This is a genomic window from Streptomyces sp. NPDC058663 (assembly GCF_042716745.1).
Taxonomy (GTDB): Bacteria; Actinomycetota; Actinomycetes; order Streptomycetales; family Streptomycetaceae; genus Streptomyces.
In genome coordinates this window covers 22391-37138 of the sequence record NZ_JBHXRV010000027.1, presented here as the reverse complement: position 1 = coordinate 37138, position 14748 = coordinate 22391, and the positions used below count along the sequence as shown (strand labels likewise).

The window sequence follows — 14748 nt, the reverse complement described above, 5'->3', positions numbered from 1 at the left end:
TGGCAGGGTCCTCAGGGGCCCCGCCACCCGCCGTCCGCTTGTGCAGATCGTGCTGGTCCTGCTGGTGGTGTTCGTACGGGTGGTGCTCGTCGCGCCGGTACTAGGCGACCGGTGCCGGGTAGGTCGGGTACTCGACCCCCGAGACGTGCTGGACGACCCGGATGACCTGGCAGGAGTAGCCGAACTCGTTGTCGTACCAGAGGTAGAGGATCGCGTCGTCGCCCTCGGCCTTGAGCGCGCCCGCGTCCACGATGGAGGCGTGGCGGGAGCCCACGAAGTCGCTGGAGACCGCGTCGGGTGCGCTGATGAAGTCGATCTGGCGCTTGAGCGGCGAGTTCAGCGACACGTTGCGGAGGTAGTCGAGGACCTCCTCGCGGGTGGTCTCGCGGGCCAGTCGCAGGTTGAGGATCGCGATGGACACGTTCGGCACCGGCACGCGGATCGAGCTGCCCGTGATGGTCGCCTTGAGGTCCGGCAGCGCCTTCGCGACGGCGGAGGCGGCACCCGTCTCGGTGATCACCATGTTGAGCGGCGCGGAACGGCCACGGCGGTCCGAGCTGTGGTAATTGTCCAGCAGGTTCTGGTCGTTGGTGAACGAGTGGACGGTCTCCACGTGTCCGCGCAGCACACCGAACTCGTCCGCCATCGCCTTCAGCGGCGGGACGATCGCGTTGGTGGTGCAGGAGGCGCAGGACAGGATCTGGTCGTCCGGCTTGATCGTGTCGTGGTTGACGCCGTGCACGATGTTCGGGACGTCGCCCTTGCCCGGAGCGGTCAGGACGACCTTGGCGATGCCCGGACGCAGGTGCTTGGAGAGACCCTCGCGGTCGCGCCAGCGGCCGGTGTTGTCGATCAGGATGGCGTCCTTGATGCCGTACTCCGTGTAGTCGACCTTGGTCGGGTCGTCGGAGTAGATCATCTTGATCGTGTTGCCGTTGGCGACGATCGTGTCGTTCGCCTCGTCGACGGTGATCGTGCCCTGGAACTGACCGTGGATGGAGTCACGGCGCAGCAGCGAGGCGCGCTTCACGATGTCCTGGCCCGCACCCTTGCGGACGACGATGGCGCGCAGCCGCAGACCGTTGCCCGAACCGGCCTTCTCGATGAGCAGACGGGCCAGCAGCCGGCCGATCCGGCCGAACCCGTACAGCACGACGTCGCGCGACTCACGACGCTCGATCTTGTTGGCGCCCGTGGCACCGGCGACGGCCTCGGCGGTGAACGCCTCCACCGACAGACCGCGGTCGTCGGCCCGGTGCGCCTCGGCGAGCAGACCGATGTCGATCTGCGAAGGCCCGAGGTCGAGCGTGGTGAGCGCCTGGAGGAAGGGGAGGGTCTCGGTGATCGAGAGCTCCTCGCCGGCTATCTGGCGGGCGAATCGGTGGGTCTTGAGAATGCTCACCACCGACTTGTTCACCAGCGAACGGCTGTGCAGCAGGACCGTCACGTCCTGCTCCCGGTGCAGCTTGCCGATGATCGGAATCATCGACTCCGCGATCTCCTCGCGGTTCTTCCAGTTGGTGAACGAGTCGTCGTTGACAGTCACAGGTTTCTCTTTCGAGCTAGGCGTCGCTCATATGCTAACCCTCTCGTTTTCCGCTCACGCAGGTGGTGTCCTCCCGGTGTGCGGCAGGGGTGGAACCCGGCGGCCGGGAACGTCGTTAGTGCCGGGTGAGCGGCCCGCAGGGACGGCCGCGGAAAGGATCACCCATGCCGGCCCCAGTTGCTCCTCCCGCCGTTGCCCCCGGCAACGACCACCCGCCCGTCGACCTCGACCGCCGCCTGGGACCGTACGGCGAGGTCGCCCTGCGTCGCAGGGGCGAGACGTACGAGATCATCGCCAACGGCTGCTTCCTGATGGACACCTCCGACGGCCGCTCCGAGCGGCTCCTCATCGACGCGGCATACGACGCGCTCGACGGGCGGCCGGCCGGATCACCGCCCCCGTCGGTGCTGATCGGCGGCCTCGGTGTCGGCTTCTCCCTCGCGCACGCCGCCACGCAGCGGCGGTGGGGGCCGATCACGGTCGTCGAGCGCGAGCAGGCGATCATCGACTGGCACCGCGACGGCCCCCTGTCGGTCATTTCCGGCCCCGCACTCGCGGACCGGCGGGTGAGCGTGCTGCACGCCGACCTGGTGTCCCATCTGTGCACCCCTGGGCGCGATCCGGGGGCCGGGGCGGGCAGGTACGACGCCCTGTGCCTGGACATCGACAACGGGCCCGACTGGACCGTCACCGAGGACAACCGCGGCCTCTACGACCCCACCGGCCTGGCCGCCTGCCGGTCCCGGCTGAACCCCGGCGGCGTGCTGGCCGTCTGGTCCGCGCAGCCCTCACCCGCCTTCGAGCAGGCCCTGCGCGACGCCGGGTTCACCGCTGTGAGGTCCGAGGAGATCCCAGTGCGCAGGGGAGTTCCCGACGTCGTGCACCTCGCCCGACGCGGCTGACCGCGGCCCCCGGCAACCGTCGCGGCCGGCGGCGATTCCGCGACGGCACGCGCCGGCTCCATCAGCCCGGCGGCGGCGCCGGGCGGCCGGCCGCGGCAGACCGGTGACGAGCGCCCGGCGCGGGACACTTCCGAACCTGCTTGCGACCACTGACAATCGGCCCCGGGCTGCTCCTCAGAGACGCCCGGGCCCGCAGGGGAGAGCCTGCGCAGGCCCGCCGGGAAAAGGGCTTCCGGTCAGCCCGACGCCCCACCCCCGGCACCGCTGCGCCTGCGGCGGTTGGCGACGACCACCGCGCCGCCCCCCACCGCGACGACCGCCACGCCGATGCCCACCCAGCCGAGCGCGCCGGACGACTCCGCGGCGGAGCGGGATCCATCGGCCGCCGAGGGCGCAGCGGTGCCGGTGCCCCGCGCGGCGACCGGGTCGAGGGTGCCCACCGGGGTGGCTCTGCCCGCCGCAGCGAACCCCCAGTCCAGTAGGCGGCGCATCTCCGCATACACCTCGTCGTGCTTTTTCGCCTGAGGGTTCATCACCGTCACCAGGAGCGTGCGGCCGTCCCGACGGGCGGCCTCGGCAAGGGTGTTGCCCGCATTGGAGGTGTAGCCGTTCTTGCCGCCGATCAGGCCCGGGTACTTCTCCACCCCGCCGATGCCGGAAAGCATCCGATTGGTATTCGCGATCGCGAACGGCTTCCCCTTGGTGCTGGGTCCGCCGGGGAACTTGGCCTCGGCCGTCGAGCAGTACTCCGCGAAGTCCTTGTTCTTCAGCCCTGCCCGCAGGAACAGCGAGAGGTCGTACGCGGAGGAGACCTGCCCCGGGGCGTCGTACCCGTCGGGGCTCAGGACGTGGGTGTCCTTCGCGCCGAGTTCGTCGGCCCGCCTCTGCATGTCCGCGACGGTCTTCGGCACGCCGCCGTTCATCGCGGCCAGCACATGCACGGCGTCGTTCCCCGACCGCAGGAACACCCCGCGCCACAGGTCGGGGACCGGGTACTGCTGTCCGGGCACGATGCCCACCGCACTGCTCCCCGACCCCATGTGGGCGAGCTCCTCGGGAGTCACCTTGTGGCTGGTGCCGCGCGGCACGGCGGGCAGCACCGTGTCCGCGAACAGCATCTTCAGGGTGCTGGCCGGGGGGAGTGGCCAGTGGGCGTTCGACGCGCCCAGGACCTCGCCGGTGCCGGCGTCGGCGACGATCCACGACAGGGCGCTCAGATCCTTCGGCAGCGCGGGCGCGCCCGCCCCGGTCTGCGGACCTGGCCTGCCCAGCCGTTCGCCGCCGACCGTGGACATCCGGGCCGGCGGGGTCTTCGGCTTGTTCGGCGCCTCGTCGCGCTTCGACACGACGCCCTCCGTACGCGAATCGTGCGGCGCGTGCGACTCGTGCAGGGAGGCCGGTTCCGTCGGGCGGTGCCCGGCCGCGACGGCGGGGGAGACCCCGGCGAGAGCGGTGCACGCGGCGACGGACAGGCCCGCGGCTGCCTGCCGGAACCGGGGGGAGAAGGAGGGGCGCATCACTCGAACGTATCGCAGCGGACTCCCCGCGAATCCCCGCCGCACAGTGGACTTTCCCACCACACCGGCAGGGAACGAAATCCCCGCGCAGCCCGTCCGCCAACCTGGACGCAGACCCGCCCGCACCCAGGACGTACGACTGGAGCTACGGAGCCCGGTTCGCCTTCGCAACGAGCCCCGCGCCAGCAGGCGAACGCGGCCAGGAACCCCGCCGACCCGCCTGCCCGCGCCCGCTACGTCGTCAGCACCAGACTGACGTTGTGCCCGCCGAACCCGAACGAGTTGGCCAGCGCCGCCGACCACCGGCCCTCGCGCGGCGCACCGGACACCACGTCGAGGTCGACCCGGGGATCGAGCTCCGTCAGATTGCGCGTCGCGGGCAGCACTCCGTGCCGCAGGGCGAGCATGGCGGCCAGCGCCCCGACGGCACCGGAGGCACCCAGCATGTGGCCGGTCATCGACTTGGTCGCGGTGACCGCCGGGTGCCTGCCGATCGCGCGGGCGATCGCTTCCGCCTCCGCCACATCACCGGATTCCGTGGACGTCGCGTGCGCGTGCACGACGCCGATGTCCGCCGCCTGCACCCCCGCGTCGCGCAGCGCCTGCTCGATGGCACGCACCTGGCCCCCGGTGTCGGAGGACGTGATGTGATGCGCACTCGAGTTCACCGCGCTGCCGGCCAGGGATCCGTAACTCCGCGCGCCACGGGCCCGCGCGAAGCCGGGGCGTTCCAGGACCGCCATACCCGCACCCTCGCCCATCACGAAGCCGGACCTGCTCACGTCGAACGGCCGGGACACCGACTCGGGGTCCTGCGCCTGCGTCGACAACGCCTTCATCTGCGCGAACGCCCCGAACATGAAGGGGTGCAGGCACGCCTCCACGCCTCCCGCGAGCACCACGTCGGCGCGGCCCGCCCGGATCAGGTCCTGGCCGAGGGAGAGCGCCTCGGCCCCCGAGGCGCAAGCGCTGACGGGTGTCCTGGCACCCCCCTTCGCGCCGAGCTCCATGCTCACCCAGGCGGCGGGGCCGTTGGCCATGAACATCGGCACCGCGTGCGGCGACAGCCGCCGCACCCCGGACTCCTCGAAGACGTCGTCCTGCCCGAGCGTCGTCAGCACACCGCCGACCCCGGTGCCGATGACCACGGCCAGCCGCTCCGGCTCGACCTCGGGGGCGCCCGCGTCCTGCCAGGCCTCCCGCGCGCTGAGCAGCGCGAGCTGTTCCCCGCGGTCCAGCTTCCTGGCCTGCACCCGGGGCAGCAGTGCGGCGGGATCCACCGGAAGCCCGGCCGCCACGCGCACCGGTAGCCGGTCCGCCCACTCCTGCTTCAGGAGCCGCACTCCCGACCGGCCGGCCAGCAGCGCCTCCCAGGTCGAGGGCGCGTCACCCCCCACCGGAGTCATCGCGCCGACCCCGGTTATCGAAACCGCTCCGTTCCCAACCACCTTGCGCCTCCCGAGACATGGAAAACCGGACACCCCGGGTATTCGCCGTCCAGTCGCTATCCCATTGCTCTATCTATCGAGTTTCGATAGATTCATATCGTTGCTCGATCGAAGGGGATGTCATGGGAAAACTACCGGTGCTCGCTCTGCGCGCCGTGCTCGTCGTGCTGCTGGCCGGTTCGGTGTTCGTCCAGGCGGTGATGGTGCCGTTGCTGGCCGCCGACATGTCCGGCGGCACCGGGGAGCTCTCACACCTGCGCATCCCGGTCCTGGTGATCGTCGTCCTGGGAATCGTCGCAGCCCAGACCGTGCTGGTCTGCGTCTGGCGGCTGGTCACGATGGTGCGGCGCGGGACGGTGTTCTCGCACGCCGCCTTCCGGTACGTGCACCTCGTCATCGGCGCGTTCGTGGCCGCCGCCCTCCTGGTGTTCACCCTCGCCGTGCTGCTCGCCCCCGGCGAAGCCGTACCGCCCGGCATCGTTCTCCTCCTGTGCGGACTCACTCTGGCCGTGCTCGGAGTCGCGCTCGTCGTGCTCGTCCTGCGGATGCTGCTCGCGCAGGCCGTGGCGCGCGACGTCCAGGCGGCGCGGATGCAGGCGGAGCTGGACGAGGTGATCTGATGCCCATCGTGGTCGACATCGACGTCCTGCTGGCCCGGCGCAAGATGTCCGTCGGGGAGCTCGCGGAGCGCGTCGGCATCACCCCCGCCAATCTGGCCGTCCTCAAGAACGGCCGCGCCAAGGCGGTCCGCTTCACCACCCTCGCCGCCCTGTGCGACGTACTGGAATGCCAGCCCGGCGACCTGTTGCGCTGGGAGGCCGCCGAGGAGGAGTGAGAGGGGTGGCGCCGGCCGGGCCGGCCCGGCATGAAACGGGACGGGCCGGGGGAGGGGGAGAGCAACGGACGGACTGCGGGGGCTGCCGTGAAGATGTCGAAGGTCTTCCTGGTGACGGTGACGTGGGAGTACCGGACGAAGGGCGGCCGGGGCCGGCGTTGGCAGTCCCGGATCCGATGGTGGCTGCGGCTGCTGATCGCCGCTGCGGCCCTGGCGGGCGCCCTGTGGAGTGCGGAACAGGCGTCCGCCGGGTACCGGGCGACGCGTGTCTTTCAGCAGGCGCCGGACTGTCCCGCGTCGGCCGGTTCCCTTCCCGCCCCCGCCGGTTCCCGCCCCGACGACCTGTGCGTCCGCCACGAGAGCGCGGTGGTGGAGGGGCGCCACCGGAGCGAGTCGTGCACCGTCGACAGCGGCGGCGTCCGGAACTGCACGACCTCCTACGGCCTCACGCTGCAGCGTCCGGGACCCGGCGGCACCCAGAAGATCGGCATCAGCCGCGCCCTCCACGAGAAGTCCCGCGAGGGCGACCGGGCCGAACTGAGCTACTGGCAGGGGCACCTCGTGGGGATGAGCCTGCGGGGTGAGACATCCACGTATCCGCCGCCGGCCCAGCGCTTCGTGATGCTGCTGAGCGGCGCCGCCCTGCTGCTCGCCGGCATCGGCCTGTGGGCGCTGCTCAGCGGCGCGACGGACCTGGGGAGCACGGCGCCGGTGGGCTGGCTCTGGCTGGTACTGACGGTTCCCTGGGTGATCGACGGGGTCCAGCTGGGTGCCGGCCCGACGCGCTGGGTGATCACGGGCCTTCTGGTGGCCGTCGGCGCGGTGTGGACGCTGGTGGGCGTCGTCACCGAGGCCCGGGGGTCCCGGCTCGTCGCGGCCCTGCGGGGGAGCTGAGACTCTACGGCCTTCGACGAGTGTCTGCCGCGGCCTCATGGCCGACCAGCAGGATCAACAGGCCGGCACCCGTCCCGGGCGGTGCGGGTGCGGCCTGCGCCCGCGCGGTCCCGGGGGACCCGACACCGGTCTCACGCCCTGAAAGTACTGCGGTAGGTGTCCGGCGGGACGCCGACCGTGCGCTGGAAGTGGCGGCGCAGTGTCGTCCCCGTACCCATGCCCGAGGCCGCGGCGATGGCGTCGACACTGTCGTCCGTGGTCTCCAGCAACTCCTGCGCGTGCCGGATCCGTTGCGTCAGCATCCACTGCAGGGGCGTGGTGCCCGTCACCGACCGGAAGTGCCGGGCCAGATGGCGCGCGCTCATGTTCGCCCGACGGGCCAGATCCTCCACGGTGAGCGGCTGGTCCAGCCGCCGCAGCACCCACGGAAGCAGCTCGGCCAGCGGATGACCGTCCTGGGCGGGCACCGGCGTGCTCACGAACTGCGCCTGGCCACCGGCCCGGTGGGGCGGTACGACCAGACGGCGGGCGACCACGTTGGCGACGGCCGAGCCGTGGTCACGGCGTACCAGGTGCAGGCACAGGTCCATCGCGGCTGCCTTGCCCGCGGACGTGAGCACCCTCCCGTTGTCGACGTACAGGACGTCCGGGTCGACGTCCACCCGCGGGAAGCGGGCGGCCAGCTCGGCGGTGTGGGCCCAGTGCGTGGTCGCCCGCAACCCGTCCAGCAGGCCGGCGGCGGCCAGCACGAACGCACCCGTGCACAGCGACACCACCCGCGCGCCCGCCTCGTGGGCGACGCGCACCGCTTCGACGAGACCGGCGGGCGGAGCCGCGCCGACGTCCGCCAGGGCGGGCACGATCACGGTGTCCGCCCGCGCCAGAGCGTCCAGCCCGCAGTCCGGTTCCAGCAGGAACCGGCCGACCCGCACGGCCCGCGTGCCGCACACCTCGACGTCGTACCAGGGACCCGGCAGGACGGCCGGTGCGGAGCCGAACACCTCAAAGGCCAGCGCCAGTTCGAAATGCAGCATCCCGTCGGTGGCGGCGAGGGCGACGGACCGCGGAAACGCACGGGCGACGGGCCCCGGGAACGCATTCATGTCGGGAATTGTACGGGTCATGTCGTTCCGGACACTGGGCGCCGACGAGCTGCGGAGGCAGGATTCTCAGCGGACCACTTCGCACGGTGCCTCGCTCCGGCGCAGCGCATCCCTTCGAGTACGCGGGAGCAGACATGACCTCAGGCAGCACCGTCGCGTTGTTCGGTGCCTACGGGCACACCGGCCGGTTCGTCGTCGCGGAGCTGTTGACGCGCGGGTACGTCCCCCTGCTCATCGGCCGTGACCAGGACAAACTACGGGCGCTCGCACAGAGGCGGCCGGGGCTGGAGGCCAGAGGGGCGTCGGCCGACGATCCGGCCTCCCTCGACCGCGCGCTGCACGGCGCGGCCGCCGTCGTCAACTGCGCCGGACCCTTCGCCACGACCGCCGCCCCTCTCATCGAGGCGGCCCTGCGCGCCGGGATCCCGTACGTCGACGTGGCGGCCGAGATCGAGGCGAACCAGGACACCTTCGCGCACTTCTCCGCGCGGGCCCGTACCGCGGGCATCCCGGTGGTCCCGGCGATGGCCTTCTTCGGCGGACTGGGCGACCTGCTGGTCACCGCCGCGATGGGCGACCTGACCGCAGCGGACGAAACGCACATCGCGTACGGCCTGAGCAGCTGGCACCCCACCGCGGGAACGCTCGCCGCGGGCACGGTCTCCGGGGAACGGCGCGGCGGCCGCCGGGTCCGCTACACCGGTGGCCGGCTGGAGTACCACGACGACGCCCTGCCCACCCTGGAGTGGCGCTTCCCTGAACCACTCGGACCGCAGCGCGTCATCGGCGAGTTCACCATGGCCGACGTCGTCACCGTACCCAGCCACCTGGCCGTCCCCGAGGTACGCACCTACATGACCGCCAAGGCGGCCGCGGACCTGGCCGCGCCCGATGCGCAGGCGCCTGCCGCCGTCGACGCGCACGGCCGTTCCGCGCAGACCTTCGTCGTCGACGTCCTCGTCCGCTCCGGCGGCAGAGAACTTCGCGCGTCCGCCACGGGGCAGGACATCTACGCCGTCAGCGCGCCGCTCGCGGTGGAGGCGGTCGACCGTATCCTCACCGGCCGCACCACCGCGACCGGTGTGGTCTCCGCGGGCGCCGCCTTCGACGCCCCCGGCTTCCTGCGCGCCCTCTCCCCGCACCTGGCCGTGCACCTTCCGCCCGGCACTCCCGGCTGACCGGTCGGCCCCTGGGGGGTGTCACCGGCGGACCGCCGGGCCCTTCACGCCAGGGGCCGGTAGGCGGTCAGCGTGACGGAGAGCGTCACCGCGCACGGCTCCGGCAGCTCCTGGATCCTTGCGTCGTCCTCCCGCACCGTGTGGTGCCAGGCGTTGGGCCCCATGCCGACAAGCTGGGCGAGTGCCTGGTGGTCGAGCTCCATGGTCCGGGTCACCTGCTCGGTCGCGAGGGCGGTGAAGTGCGGGGCGAGCTGCTCGGCGACGCGGGACTCCTTGCGCGCGTCCACCTGCAGCAGGCCGAGTGCGTCGATCAGTTCCCGCAGGTGGCCGGGCCGGGGAGTCACGACGACCAGGACACCGCCCGGCTGCAGAACCCGGTGCAGCTCGGGGCCGTTGCGGGGGGCGAACGTGTTGGTCACCAGGGCCGCGGCGCCGTCCAGCAGCGGCAGGGTCTGCCAGGCATCGGCGACCGCCGCGGCGATCCTCGGATGCGCTCTGGCAGCACGCCGCGCCGCGAACTTGGAAATGTCCAGCGACAGGCCCTCGGCGTCGGGGAACGCCTCCATGACCCGGGCCTGGTAATGGCCGGTGCCGCCACCGATGTCGAGCACACAGCCGGGCACGGCGGGGTCGACGGTCCGGCGTGCCAGCCCGGCCAGCGCGTCCATGATCGGCGCGTAGTGCCCGGCCGACAGGAACGCGTCCCGGGCCTCCACCATCTCCTTGGTGTCGGACTTGAGCTTCGTCACCTGGGGAAGCAGATTGACGTAGCCCTGCTTCGCGATGTCGAAGGTGTGCCCGGCGGGACAGAGCAGCACACGGTCCCCATGGGTCAACTGCCCACCGCAGTGGGGGCAACCCAGGTAGCGCGCGACTCTGTTCAGCATGGGTGCACCGGTCTCTCAAGGTCTCTTCAGGGCTTTCGCGGGCCGTCCCGCCCGGCCACGGGGCCGTGCCGGGCAGCCGGACGGGTGCGGAAGCGGGTGGAATTCTCCCTGCCGATTGTCCCGTACGACGTGGCGACGACGATGCCCGCCCGGTCGGCCCCCTCCGGGCGCACCTTCACCCGCACCCTGAAGGCGGCCCCACATCCGGGGTTCGGCAGGCGGAAGACCCACCGAGCGCCCCCGGTGCGGCTGCTCGCAGGCGGGGCGCCGACGGGTCAGCCCATGCTCTTCGCACCGTCCAGCGTCTCGCGGATGATGTCCGCGTGACCGGCGTGCTGCGCGGTCTCCGCCATGATGTGCATCAGCGTCCGGCGGGCCGACCACCGTGCGCCGGGCTCGAACCACGGGGCCTCGGGGAGCGGATGGGCGGCGTCCAGGTCGGGGAGCTTGACGACCAGCTCGTCCGTACGGCGGGCCACCTCGTCGTACCTATCCAGAACGCCCGCGAGCGTCTCGTCCGGCAGGAGCAGGAACCCGTTGGCCCGGTCCGCCCAGTCGTCCTCGGTCATGCTGCTGGCGTCCCCCATCGCCGAGGGGCCGTTCACGATGAAGTCCGCCCAGGCCTGTTCGACCTCGGTGACGTGCTTGATGAGGCCGCCCAGGCACAGCTCGCTCGCAGTGGGCTGCATCCTGGCCTGCTCGTCGGTGAGGTCGCGGGTGGTGAGGCGGAGGAAGTGCCGGTTCTTGGCGAGCATGGCCAGCAGGTCGGCCCGCTCGCCGGTGGCGGGAGCGGAAGTGGCGTCGGCCGCGGTGTGCTCGCCGGACTCGTTGACGTTCATGATTCTCTGCCTTCTGCCGTTCCGGTTTCCCTCGGACAAGAGCAACTCTAGAGTCCATGTAGGCCATATCAGGGCCTAGTTGGGACGCGAGTCAGGTGCAGGAAGGCGGAGAGTGGCCGACCTGACCGAACCGTCGTGCGGAGAGGGGGCCGCCTCCTTGCCTCGGGTACCTGCTTTCGTCGAGCCGGCCTGCCCGGACGGGCTCTGCCGGATCATGAGAGGTAGCCCCAGCAGGCCGGCCCGCCCCTCTCGCAGGAGACAGACATGACCACGCTCTTTCCCGCCCTCGAAACAGCAGGTCACGCACCCGCACTGCGTTTCGCTGACCGCTCCTTGGACTACGCGGAGCTGCGCGCGGCGGCTTCGGCCACGGCGGCCCGCCTCGCCGGCGCCCACCGGGTCGCCCTGTGGTCCACCCCCACCCTGGAGTCCGCCGTCGGCGCACTGGCCGCACTCCTCGCAGGCGTCCCCCTGGTGCCCCTCAACCCCGGCAGCGGCACCCGCGAACTCGCACACGTCGTGGCCGACAGCTCCCCCGAATTGGTCCTCGCCGCCCCAGGCACGGCTCTGCCCGGACCACTGGCCGCGCTGCCCGTCGTCCACCCCGACCTCGCCCCGACGGGCCCGACGCCGGACCTGCCCCCGGAACCGGGGGACGAGGCTCCCGCACTGATCATCTACACCTCCGGCACCACCGGCCCGCCGAAGGGAGCGGTCCTGCCGCGCCGGGCGGTCCGCACCACCCTCGACGCCCTCGCCGAAGCGTGGCAGTGGACCGGCGACGACGTCCTGGTGCACGGACTGCCGCTGTTCCACGTGCACGGCCTGGTGCTCGGGGTCCTCGGCCCGCTGCGCCGCGGCGGCAGCCTGCGCCACCTCGGCCGGTTCTCCCCCGAGGGCGTCAGGGACGCGCTGACGGACGGCGCCACCCTGCTGTTCGGGGTGCCGACGATGTACCACAGGATCGCCGAGGCCCTCCCCGACGACCCGGCCCTGCGCGAGGCCCTGTCCGGTGCCCGGCTCCTGGTCTCCGGTTCGGCCGCGCTGTCGCGCCGTGACCACGAGGCCATCACCGCGGCGACCGGGCAGCAGGTCGTCGAGCGGTACGGCATGACCGAGACCCTGATGAACACGAGCGTCCGGCCGGGCGGCACACCCCGGCCGGGCAGCGTGGGCACCCCGCTGGACGGCGTCGAACTGCGCCTCGTGGACGACGAAGGACGGCCCGTCGACGCCCGTGACGGCGAGACGCTGGGGGAGATCCAGGTCAATGGGCCGAACCTCTTCACCGAATACCTGGGCCGCCCTGACGCCACCGAGGCCGCCTTCGACCAGGGCTGGTTCAGGACCGGCGACATCGCCACGCTGGACGAGGACGGAGCCGTACGCATCGTGGGCCGCCGCTCCACCGACCTGATCAAGAGCGGCGGCTACAAGATCGGTGCGGGCGAAATCGAGAACGTCCTCCTGGAACACCCCGCCGTCGCGGACGCCGCCGTCACCGGCGCCCCGGATGCCGACCTGGGGGAGACGGTCGTCGCCTGGATCGTGCCGCGGGACCCGGCGGCCCCGCCGTCCGGGCAGGAGCTCGCCGATCACGTCGCCGCCCAGCTCGCCCCGTACAAGCGTCCCCGCATCGTGCGTCTGAAGCAGTCCCTCCCGCGCAACGACATGGGGAAGATCATGAAGAGGGCCCTGAAGGACGACTGACGGGAGCACCGCCCCCCGGCGAACACCTCCGCCGCACCGCTCGCACGCCACGGCTGCCCGCCCTCCCCTCCCGTAGGCGAACCCGACCGCCGGAACGGCGGCGTCACACCACCCGGCCGGTCGCGGGGCGACGGGGGCTCTGCTCCGGGCGGGCGGCCCAGCCGCTGTAACTGTCCGCGGGGCGGGGAAGCTGGCGCCCCTGCTCGCGCCAGCTGCGGGCGAGGGCATCGTAGATGGGGGTGCCGGTGTCCACTACGGGGGACGGCATCGGGACACGCGTCCAGGCATGCGTCAGAGGAGGAAGGGGGAACGTTTCTTCGTGCTGCATGCCCAGTTCAACGAGACGGACCGCCTTCACGTGTCGGGTGAGTACGTTCCGCAAATGCTTGCTCACGGCTCTCCAGGGGCCGGACCACGCCCCGGCACGGGCCCTCTCGCCCCGTCGGGGACGCCCGAAAGCTGCCTGCCAGGAAGGAGCCCCCGACAGACAGCACGCTGTGGACCGGACGGCGAGACGGTCAGGGCAACGGGATGCGGACCACGCTTCCGGTCCCCGCGCACACGCCGCAGTCGCTGACGTACGCGGCTCCGTCCTTGATCGCCAAGCCGCCGGGGCCGGTCAGGTCGGTGGTGACGACCTGGTGGGCCCCGTTGGGCTCGACCTTGATCAGCGCACCGGTCGGGTCGCCGGAGAGCAGGCCGCGGTGCGCGAGTTCGAGGACGTAGAGAGAACCCTGCCGGTCGAAGGCGACGTCGATGATGTTGGTGAAGCCGGTGGCCACGACGGTCGGCTCCTGGCCGGGCACCACTCGGAACACGCTGGCCTTGCCGACCGGGTACGGAAAGCCGGTGAGCTGCCCCACGTAGTACGCGCCGTCGGGGCCGGGGGCGACCGCGGTGGGCACGGCCTGCGCGGTGATCCTGGTGCCCGGCGGCACACCCGGGGACGGCGGCGCGTCGACTTCCTGGCTGGGGAACTTGGCCAAGGTGGTCACCCGCCCGTTCGGCGCGACACGGACAAGTGTGTTGCCCGCCGAGTCGACGACGGCGGCCCCGTGCCGCGTCACCGCCACGGAGTGCGGGTTGCCGCCGTCCGGGTCGGTCTTGGCCGCGTGACCCGCGATGTCGGCGTAACGGATCGCGCGGCCCTTGGCGGACGACAGCAGCCACCCGGCGTTCTGGCCCGCGGCCGGGAGGGCGTCGCGTTTGGCGGGGGTGATGGCGAGCCCGGCGGTGAACACCGGGACACCGCCGACGACCGCCACGTCCGACGGGCCGATGGCCCGCGCGCCGCCGGGCGTGGCGATCGACGGTAACCCCGTCACCACCCGCCGCTGGGTGCCGCCTCTGATCTTGGTGATGGCACCGGTCGTGCCGAAGCACTCCAGGTCGGCCTGCGGTCCGGGGAAGCACGGCCCGGTACCGCCGACTCCCGACTCGGCGACGTACAGCGACCCGTCCGGGGCGAAGGCCAGGCCGTGCGGGTTGTCGAGGCCGGTCGCGACGGTGGTGATGCCCTGGTCCGCCTCGGCGGCCGCGGGAGTGAACAGGGTGAGGAGAAGCGCGGCGCCGATGGCCGGGGCCATCCTGGTTCGAGTGATCACGTGAAGTCCTTCCAAGGCGAAGTCGTCCTGAGGACCGGGCATGAAACCAGCCGGGATTCGCATCTTCGCCGTTCCCCCGCAAGACGAGCGCATGATCAGGGCGAGGGGCCGCAGCCCACCGGGCGGGGCGCGCCGTGGCGCGGCGGATGCCAGGAGGCCGTGAAAGCAGGGGAGTTGAGCATGGCCTGCCGGGAGAGCCCGACGCGCCGCGCGGGGGCTCCCAGGGTCATCGACGCCACCCACGTCAAAGAGATGCCACGCACGGCTCTCCGCCCCGATCCCGCA

Annotated in this window: 14 protein-coding genes; 6 read left to right on the top strand and 8 right to left on the bottom strand. The window is 72.0% G+C overall.

Annotated features, from left to right (window positions below; genetic code table 11):
* Positions 1-100: 100 nt before the first annotated feature.
* Positions 101-1546 carry a glyceraldehyde-3-phosphate dehydrogenase gene (locus ACFWVV_RS20655; RefSeq protein ID WP_384357462.1) on the bottom strand — a complete coding sequence of 482 codons (1446 nt, stop codon included), beginning with the start codon at positions 1544-1546 and terminating at the stop codon, positions 101-103.
* Between the two features lie 164 nt (positions 1547-1710).
* Between ACFWVV_RS20655 and ACFWVV_RS20650 the strand changes: the two genes are divergently transcribed.
* Positions 1711-2448 carry a spermidine synthase gene (locus ACFWVV_RS20650; protein ID WP_384357460.1) on the top strand — a complete coding sequence of 246 codons (738 nt, stop codon included), beginning with the start codon at positions 1711-1713 and terminating at the stop codon, positions 2446-2448.
* Positions 2449-2684: 236 nt separating this feature from the next.
* Here the strand turns inward: ACFWVV_RS20650 and ACFWVV_RS20645 are convergent, their stop codons facing one another.
* Together ACFWVV_RS20645 and ACFWVV_RS20640 are read right to left on the bottom strand one after the other, a co-directional pair.
* Positions 2685-3965: a D-alanyl-D-alanine carboxypeptidase family protein gene (locus ACFWVV_RS20645; RefSeq protein ID WP_384357458.1), complete on the bottom strand. Its 1281-nt coding sequence runs from the start codon at positions 3963-3965 to the stop codon at positions 2685-2687.
* Positions 3966-4198: 233 nt separating this feature from the next.
* Positions 4199-5371 (bottom strand): beta-ketoacyl-[acyl-carrier-protein] synthase family protein, encoded by a 1173-nt coding sequence (locus tag ACFWVV_RS20640; protein WP_384357456.1) that lies wholly within the window; start codon positions 5369-5371, stop codon positions 4199-4201.
* Between the two features lie 164 nt (positions 5372-5535).
* Between ACFWVV_RS20640 and ACFWVV_RS20635 the strand changes: the two genes are divergently transcribed.
* The 3 genes from ACFWVV_RS20635 to ACFWVV_RS20625 all read left to right on the top strand — a co-directional run bounded on the left by ACFWVV_RS20635 (position 5536) and on the right by ACFWVV_RS20625 (position 7142).
* Positions 5536-6033, top strand: a complete 498-nt coding sequence (locus tag ACFWVV_RS20635) for a DUF2975 domain-containing protein (RefSeq protein ID WP_384357454.1) — start codon at positions 5536-5538, stop codon at positions 6031-6033.
* Positions 6033-6248, top strand: coding sequence for a helix-turn-helix domain-containing protein (locus tag ACFWVV_RS20630; protein ID WP_384357452.1), 216 nt, complete (start codon positions 6033-6035; stop codon positions 6246-6248). The genes ACFWVV_RS20635 and ACFWVV_RS20630 overlap by 1 nt, the downstream gene beginning before the upstream one ends.
* Positions 6249-6335: 87 nt before the next feature.
* A complete protein-coding gene (locus tag ACFWVV_RS20625) occupies positions 6336-7142 on the top strand; it encodes a hypothetical protein (RefSeq protein ID WP_384357450.1) in 807 nt (268 codons plus the stop codon).
* A gap of 131 nt (positions 7143-7273) precedes the next feature.
* Here the strand turns inward: ACFWVV_RS20625 and ACFWVV_RS20620 are convergent, their stop codons facing one another.
* On the bottom strand, positions 7274-8245 hold the full coding sequence (locus ACFWVV_RS20620; RefSeq protein ID WP_384357448.1) for a GlxA family transcriptional regulator: 972 nt from the start codon (positions 8243-8245) through the stop codon (positions 7274-7276).
* Positions 8246-8379: 134 nt separating this feature from the next.
* On the opposite strand from ACFWVV_RS20620, the gene ACFWVV_RS20615 reads away from it, so the two are divergent.
* A complete protein-coding gene (locus ACFWVV_RS20615; RefSeq protein ID WP_384357446.1) occupies positions 8380-9423 on the top strand; it encodes a saccharopine dehydrogenase family protein in 1044 nt (347 codons plus the stop codon).
* 44 nt (positions 9424-9467) lie between these two features.
* Here the strand turns inward: ACFWVV_RS20615 and ACFWVV_RS20610 are convergent, their stop codons facing one another.
* Complete coding sequence (locus tag ACFWVV_RS20610) at positions 9468-10310, bottom strand: putative RNA methyltransferase (RefSeq protein WP_384357444.1); 843 nt, start codon at positions 10308-10310, stop codon at positions 9468-9470.
* Between the two features lie 275 nt (positions 10311-10585).
* Positions 10586-11149, bottom strand: coding sequence for a DinB family protein (locus ACFWVV_RS20605; protein WP_384357442.1), 564 nt, complete (start codon positions 11147-11149; stop codon positions 10586-10588).
* Between the two features lie 264 nt (positions 11150-11413).
* Here ACFWVV_RS20605 and ACFWVV_RS20600 point away from each other — a divergent pair, with 264 nt between their 5' ends.
* Positions 11414-12859 (top strand): acyl-CoA synthetase, encoded by a 1446-nt coding sequence (locus tag ACFWVV_RS20600; protein ID WP_384357440.1) that lies wholly within the window; start codon positions 11414-11416, stop codon positions 12857-12859.
* A gap of 103 nt (positions 12860-12962) precedes the next feature.
* On the opposite strand, the gene ACFWVV_RS20595 is transcribed toward ACFWVV_RS20600, so the two are convergent.
* Together ACFWVV_RS20595 and ACFWVV_RS20590 are read right to left on the bottom strand one after the other, a co-directional pair.
* Positions 12963-13127 (bottom strand): hypothetical protein, encoded by a 165-nt coding sequence (locus ACFWVV_RS20595; protein WP_384357438.1) that lies wholly within the window; start codon positions 13125-13127, stop codon positions 12963-12965.
* Between the two features lie 250 nt (positions 13128-13377).
* Positions 13378-14463 (bottom strand): ScyD/ScyE family protein, encoded by a 1086-nt coding sequence (locus ACFWVV_RS20590; protein WP_384357436.1) that lies wholly within the window; start codon positions 14461-14463, stop codon positions 13378-13380.
* Positions 14464-14748 lie beyond the last annotated feature (285 nt).

What these genes read in the sequence shown, in the direction of transcription:
- ACFWVV_RS20650 (WP_384357460.1), top strand. Translation starts at nt 1,711, where the DNA reads ATGCCGGCCCCAGTTGCTCCTCCCGCCGTTGCCCCCGGCAACGACCAC.
- ACFWVV_RS20645 (WP_384357458.1), bottom strand. Translation starts at nt 3,965, where the DNA reads ATGCGCCCCTCCTTCTCCCCCCGGTTCCGGCAGGCAGCCGCGGGCCTG.
- ACFWVV_RS20640 (WP_384357456.1), bottom strand. Translation starts at nt 5,371, where the DNA reads ATGACTCCGGTGGGGGGTGACGCGCCCTCGACCTGGGAGGCGCTGCTG.
- ACFWVV_RS20635 (WP_384357454.1), top strand. Translation starts at nt 5,536, where the DNA reads ATGGGAAAACTACCGGTGCTCGCTCTGCGCGCCGTGCTCGTCGTGCTG.
- ACFWVV_RS20630 (WP_384357452.1), top strand. Translation starts at nt 6,033, where the DNA reads ATGCCCATCGTGGTCGACATCGACGTCCTGCTGGCCCGGCGCAAGATG.
- ACFWVV_RS20620 (WP_384357448.1), bottom strand. Translation starts at nt 8,245, where the DNA reads ATGAATGCGTTCCCGGGGCCCGTCGCCCGTGCGTTTCCGCGGTCCGTC.
- ACFWVV_RS20615 (WP_384357446.1), top strand. Translation starts at nt 8,380, where the DNA reads ATGACCTCAGGCAGCACCGTCGCGTTGTTCGGTGCCTACGGGCACACC.
- ACFWVV_RS20610 (WP_384357444.1), bottom strand. Translation starts at nt 10,310, where the DNA reads ATGCTGAACAGAGTCGCGCGCTACCTGGGTTGCCCCCACTGCGGTGGG.
- ACFWVV_RS20605 (WP_384357442.1), bottom strand. Translation starts at nt 11,149, where the DNA reads ATGAACGTCAACGAGTCCGGCGAGCACACCGCGGCCGACGCCACTTCC.
- ACFWVV_RS20600 (WP_384357440.1), top strand. Translation starts at nt 11,414, where the DNA reads ATGACCACGCTCTTTCCCGCCCTCGAAACAGCAGGTCACGCACCCGCA.
- ACFWVV_RS20595 (WP_384357438.1), bottom strand. Translation starts at nt 13,127, where the DNA reads ATGCCGTCCCCCGTAGTGGACACCGGCACCCCCATCTACGATGCCCTC.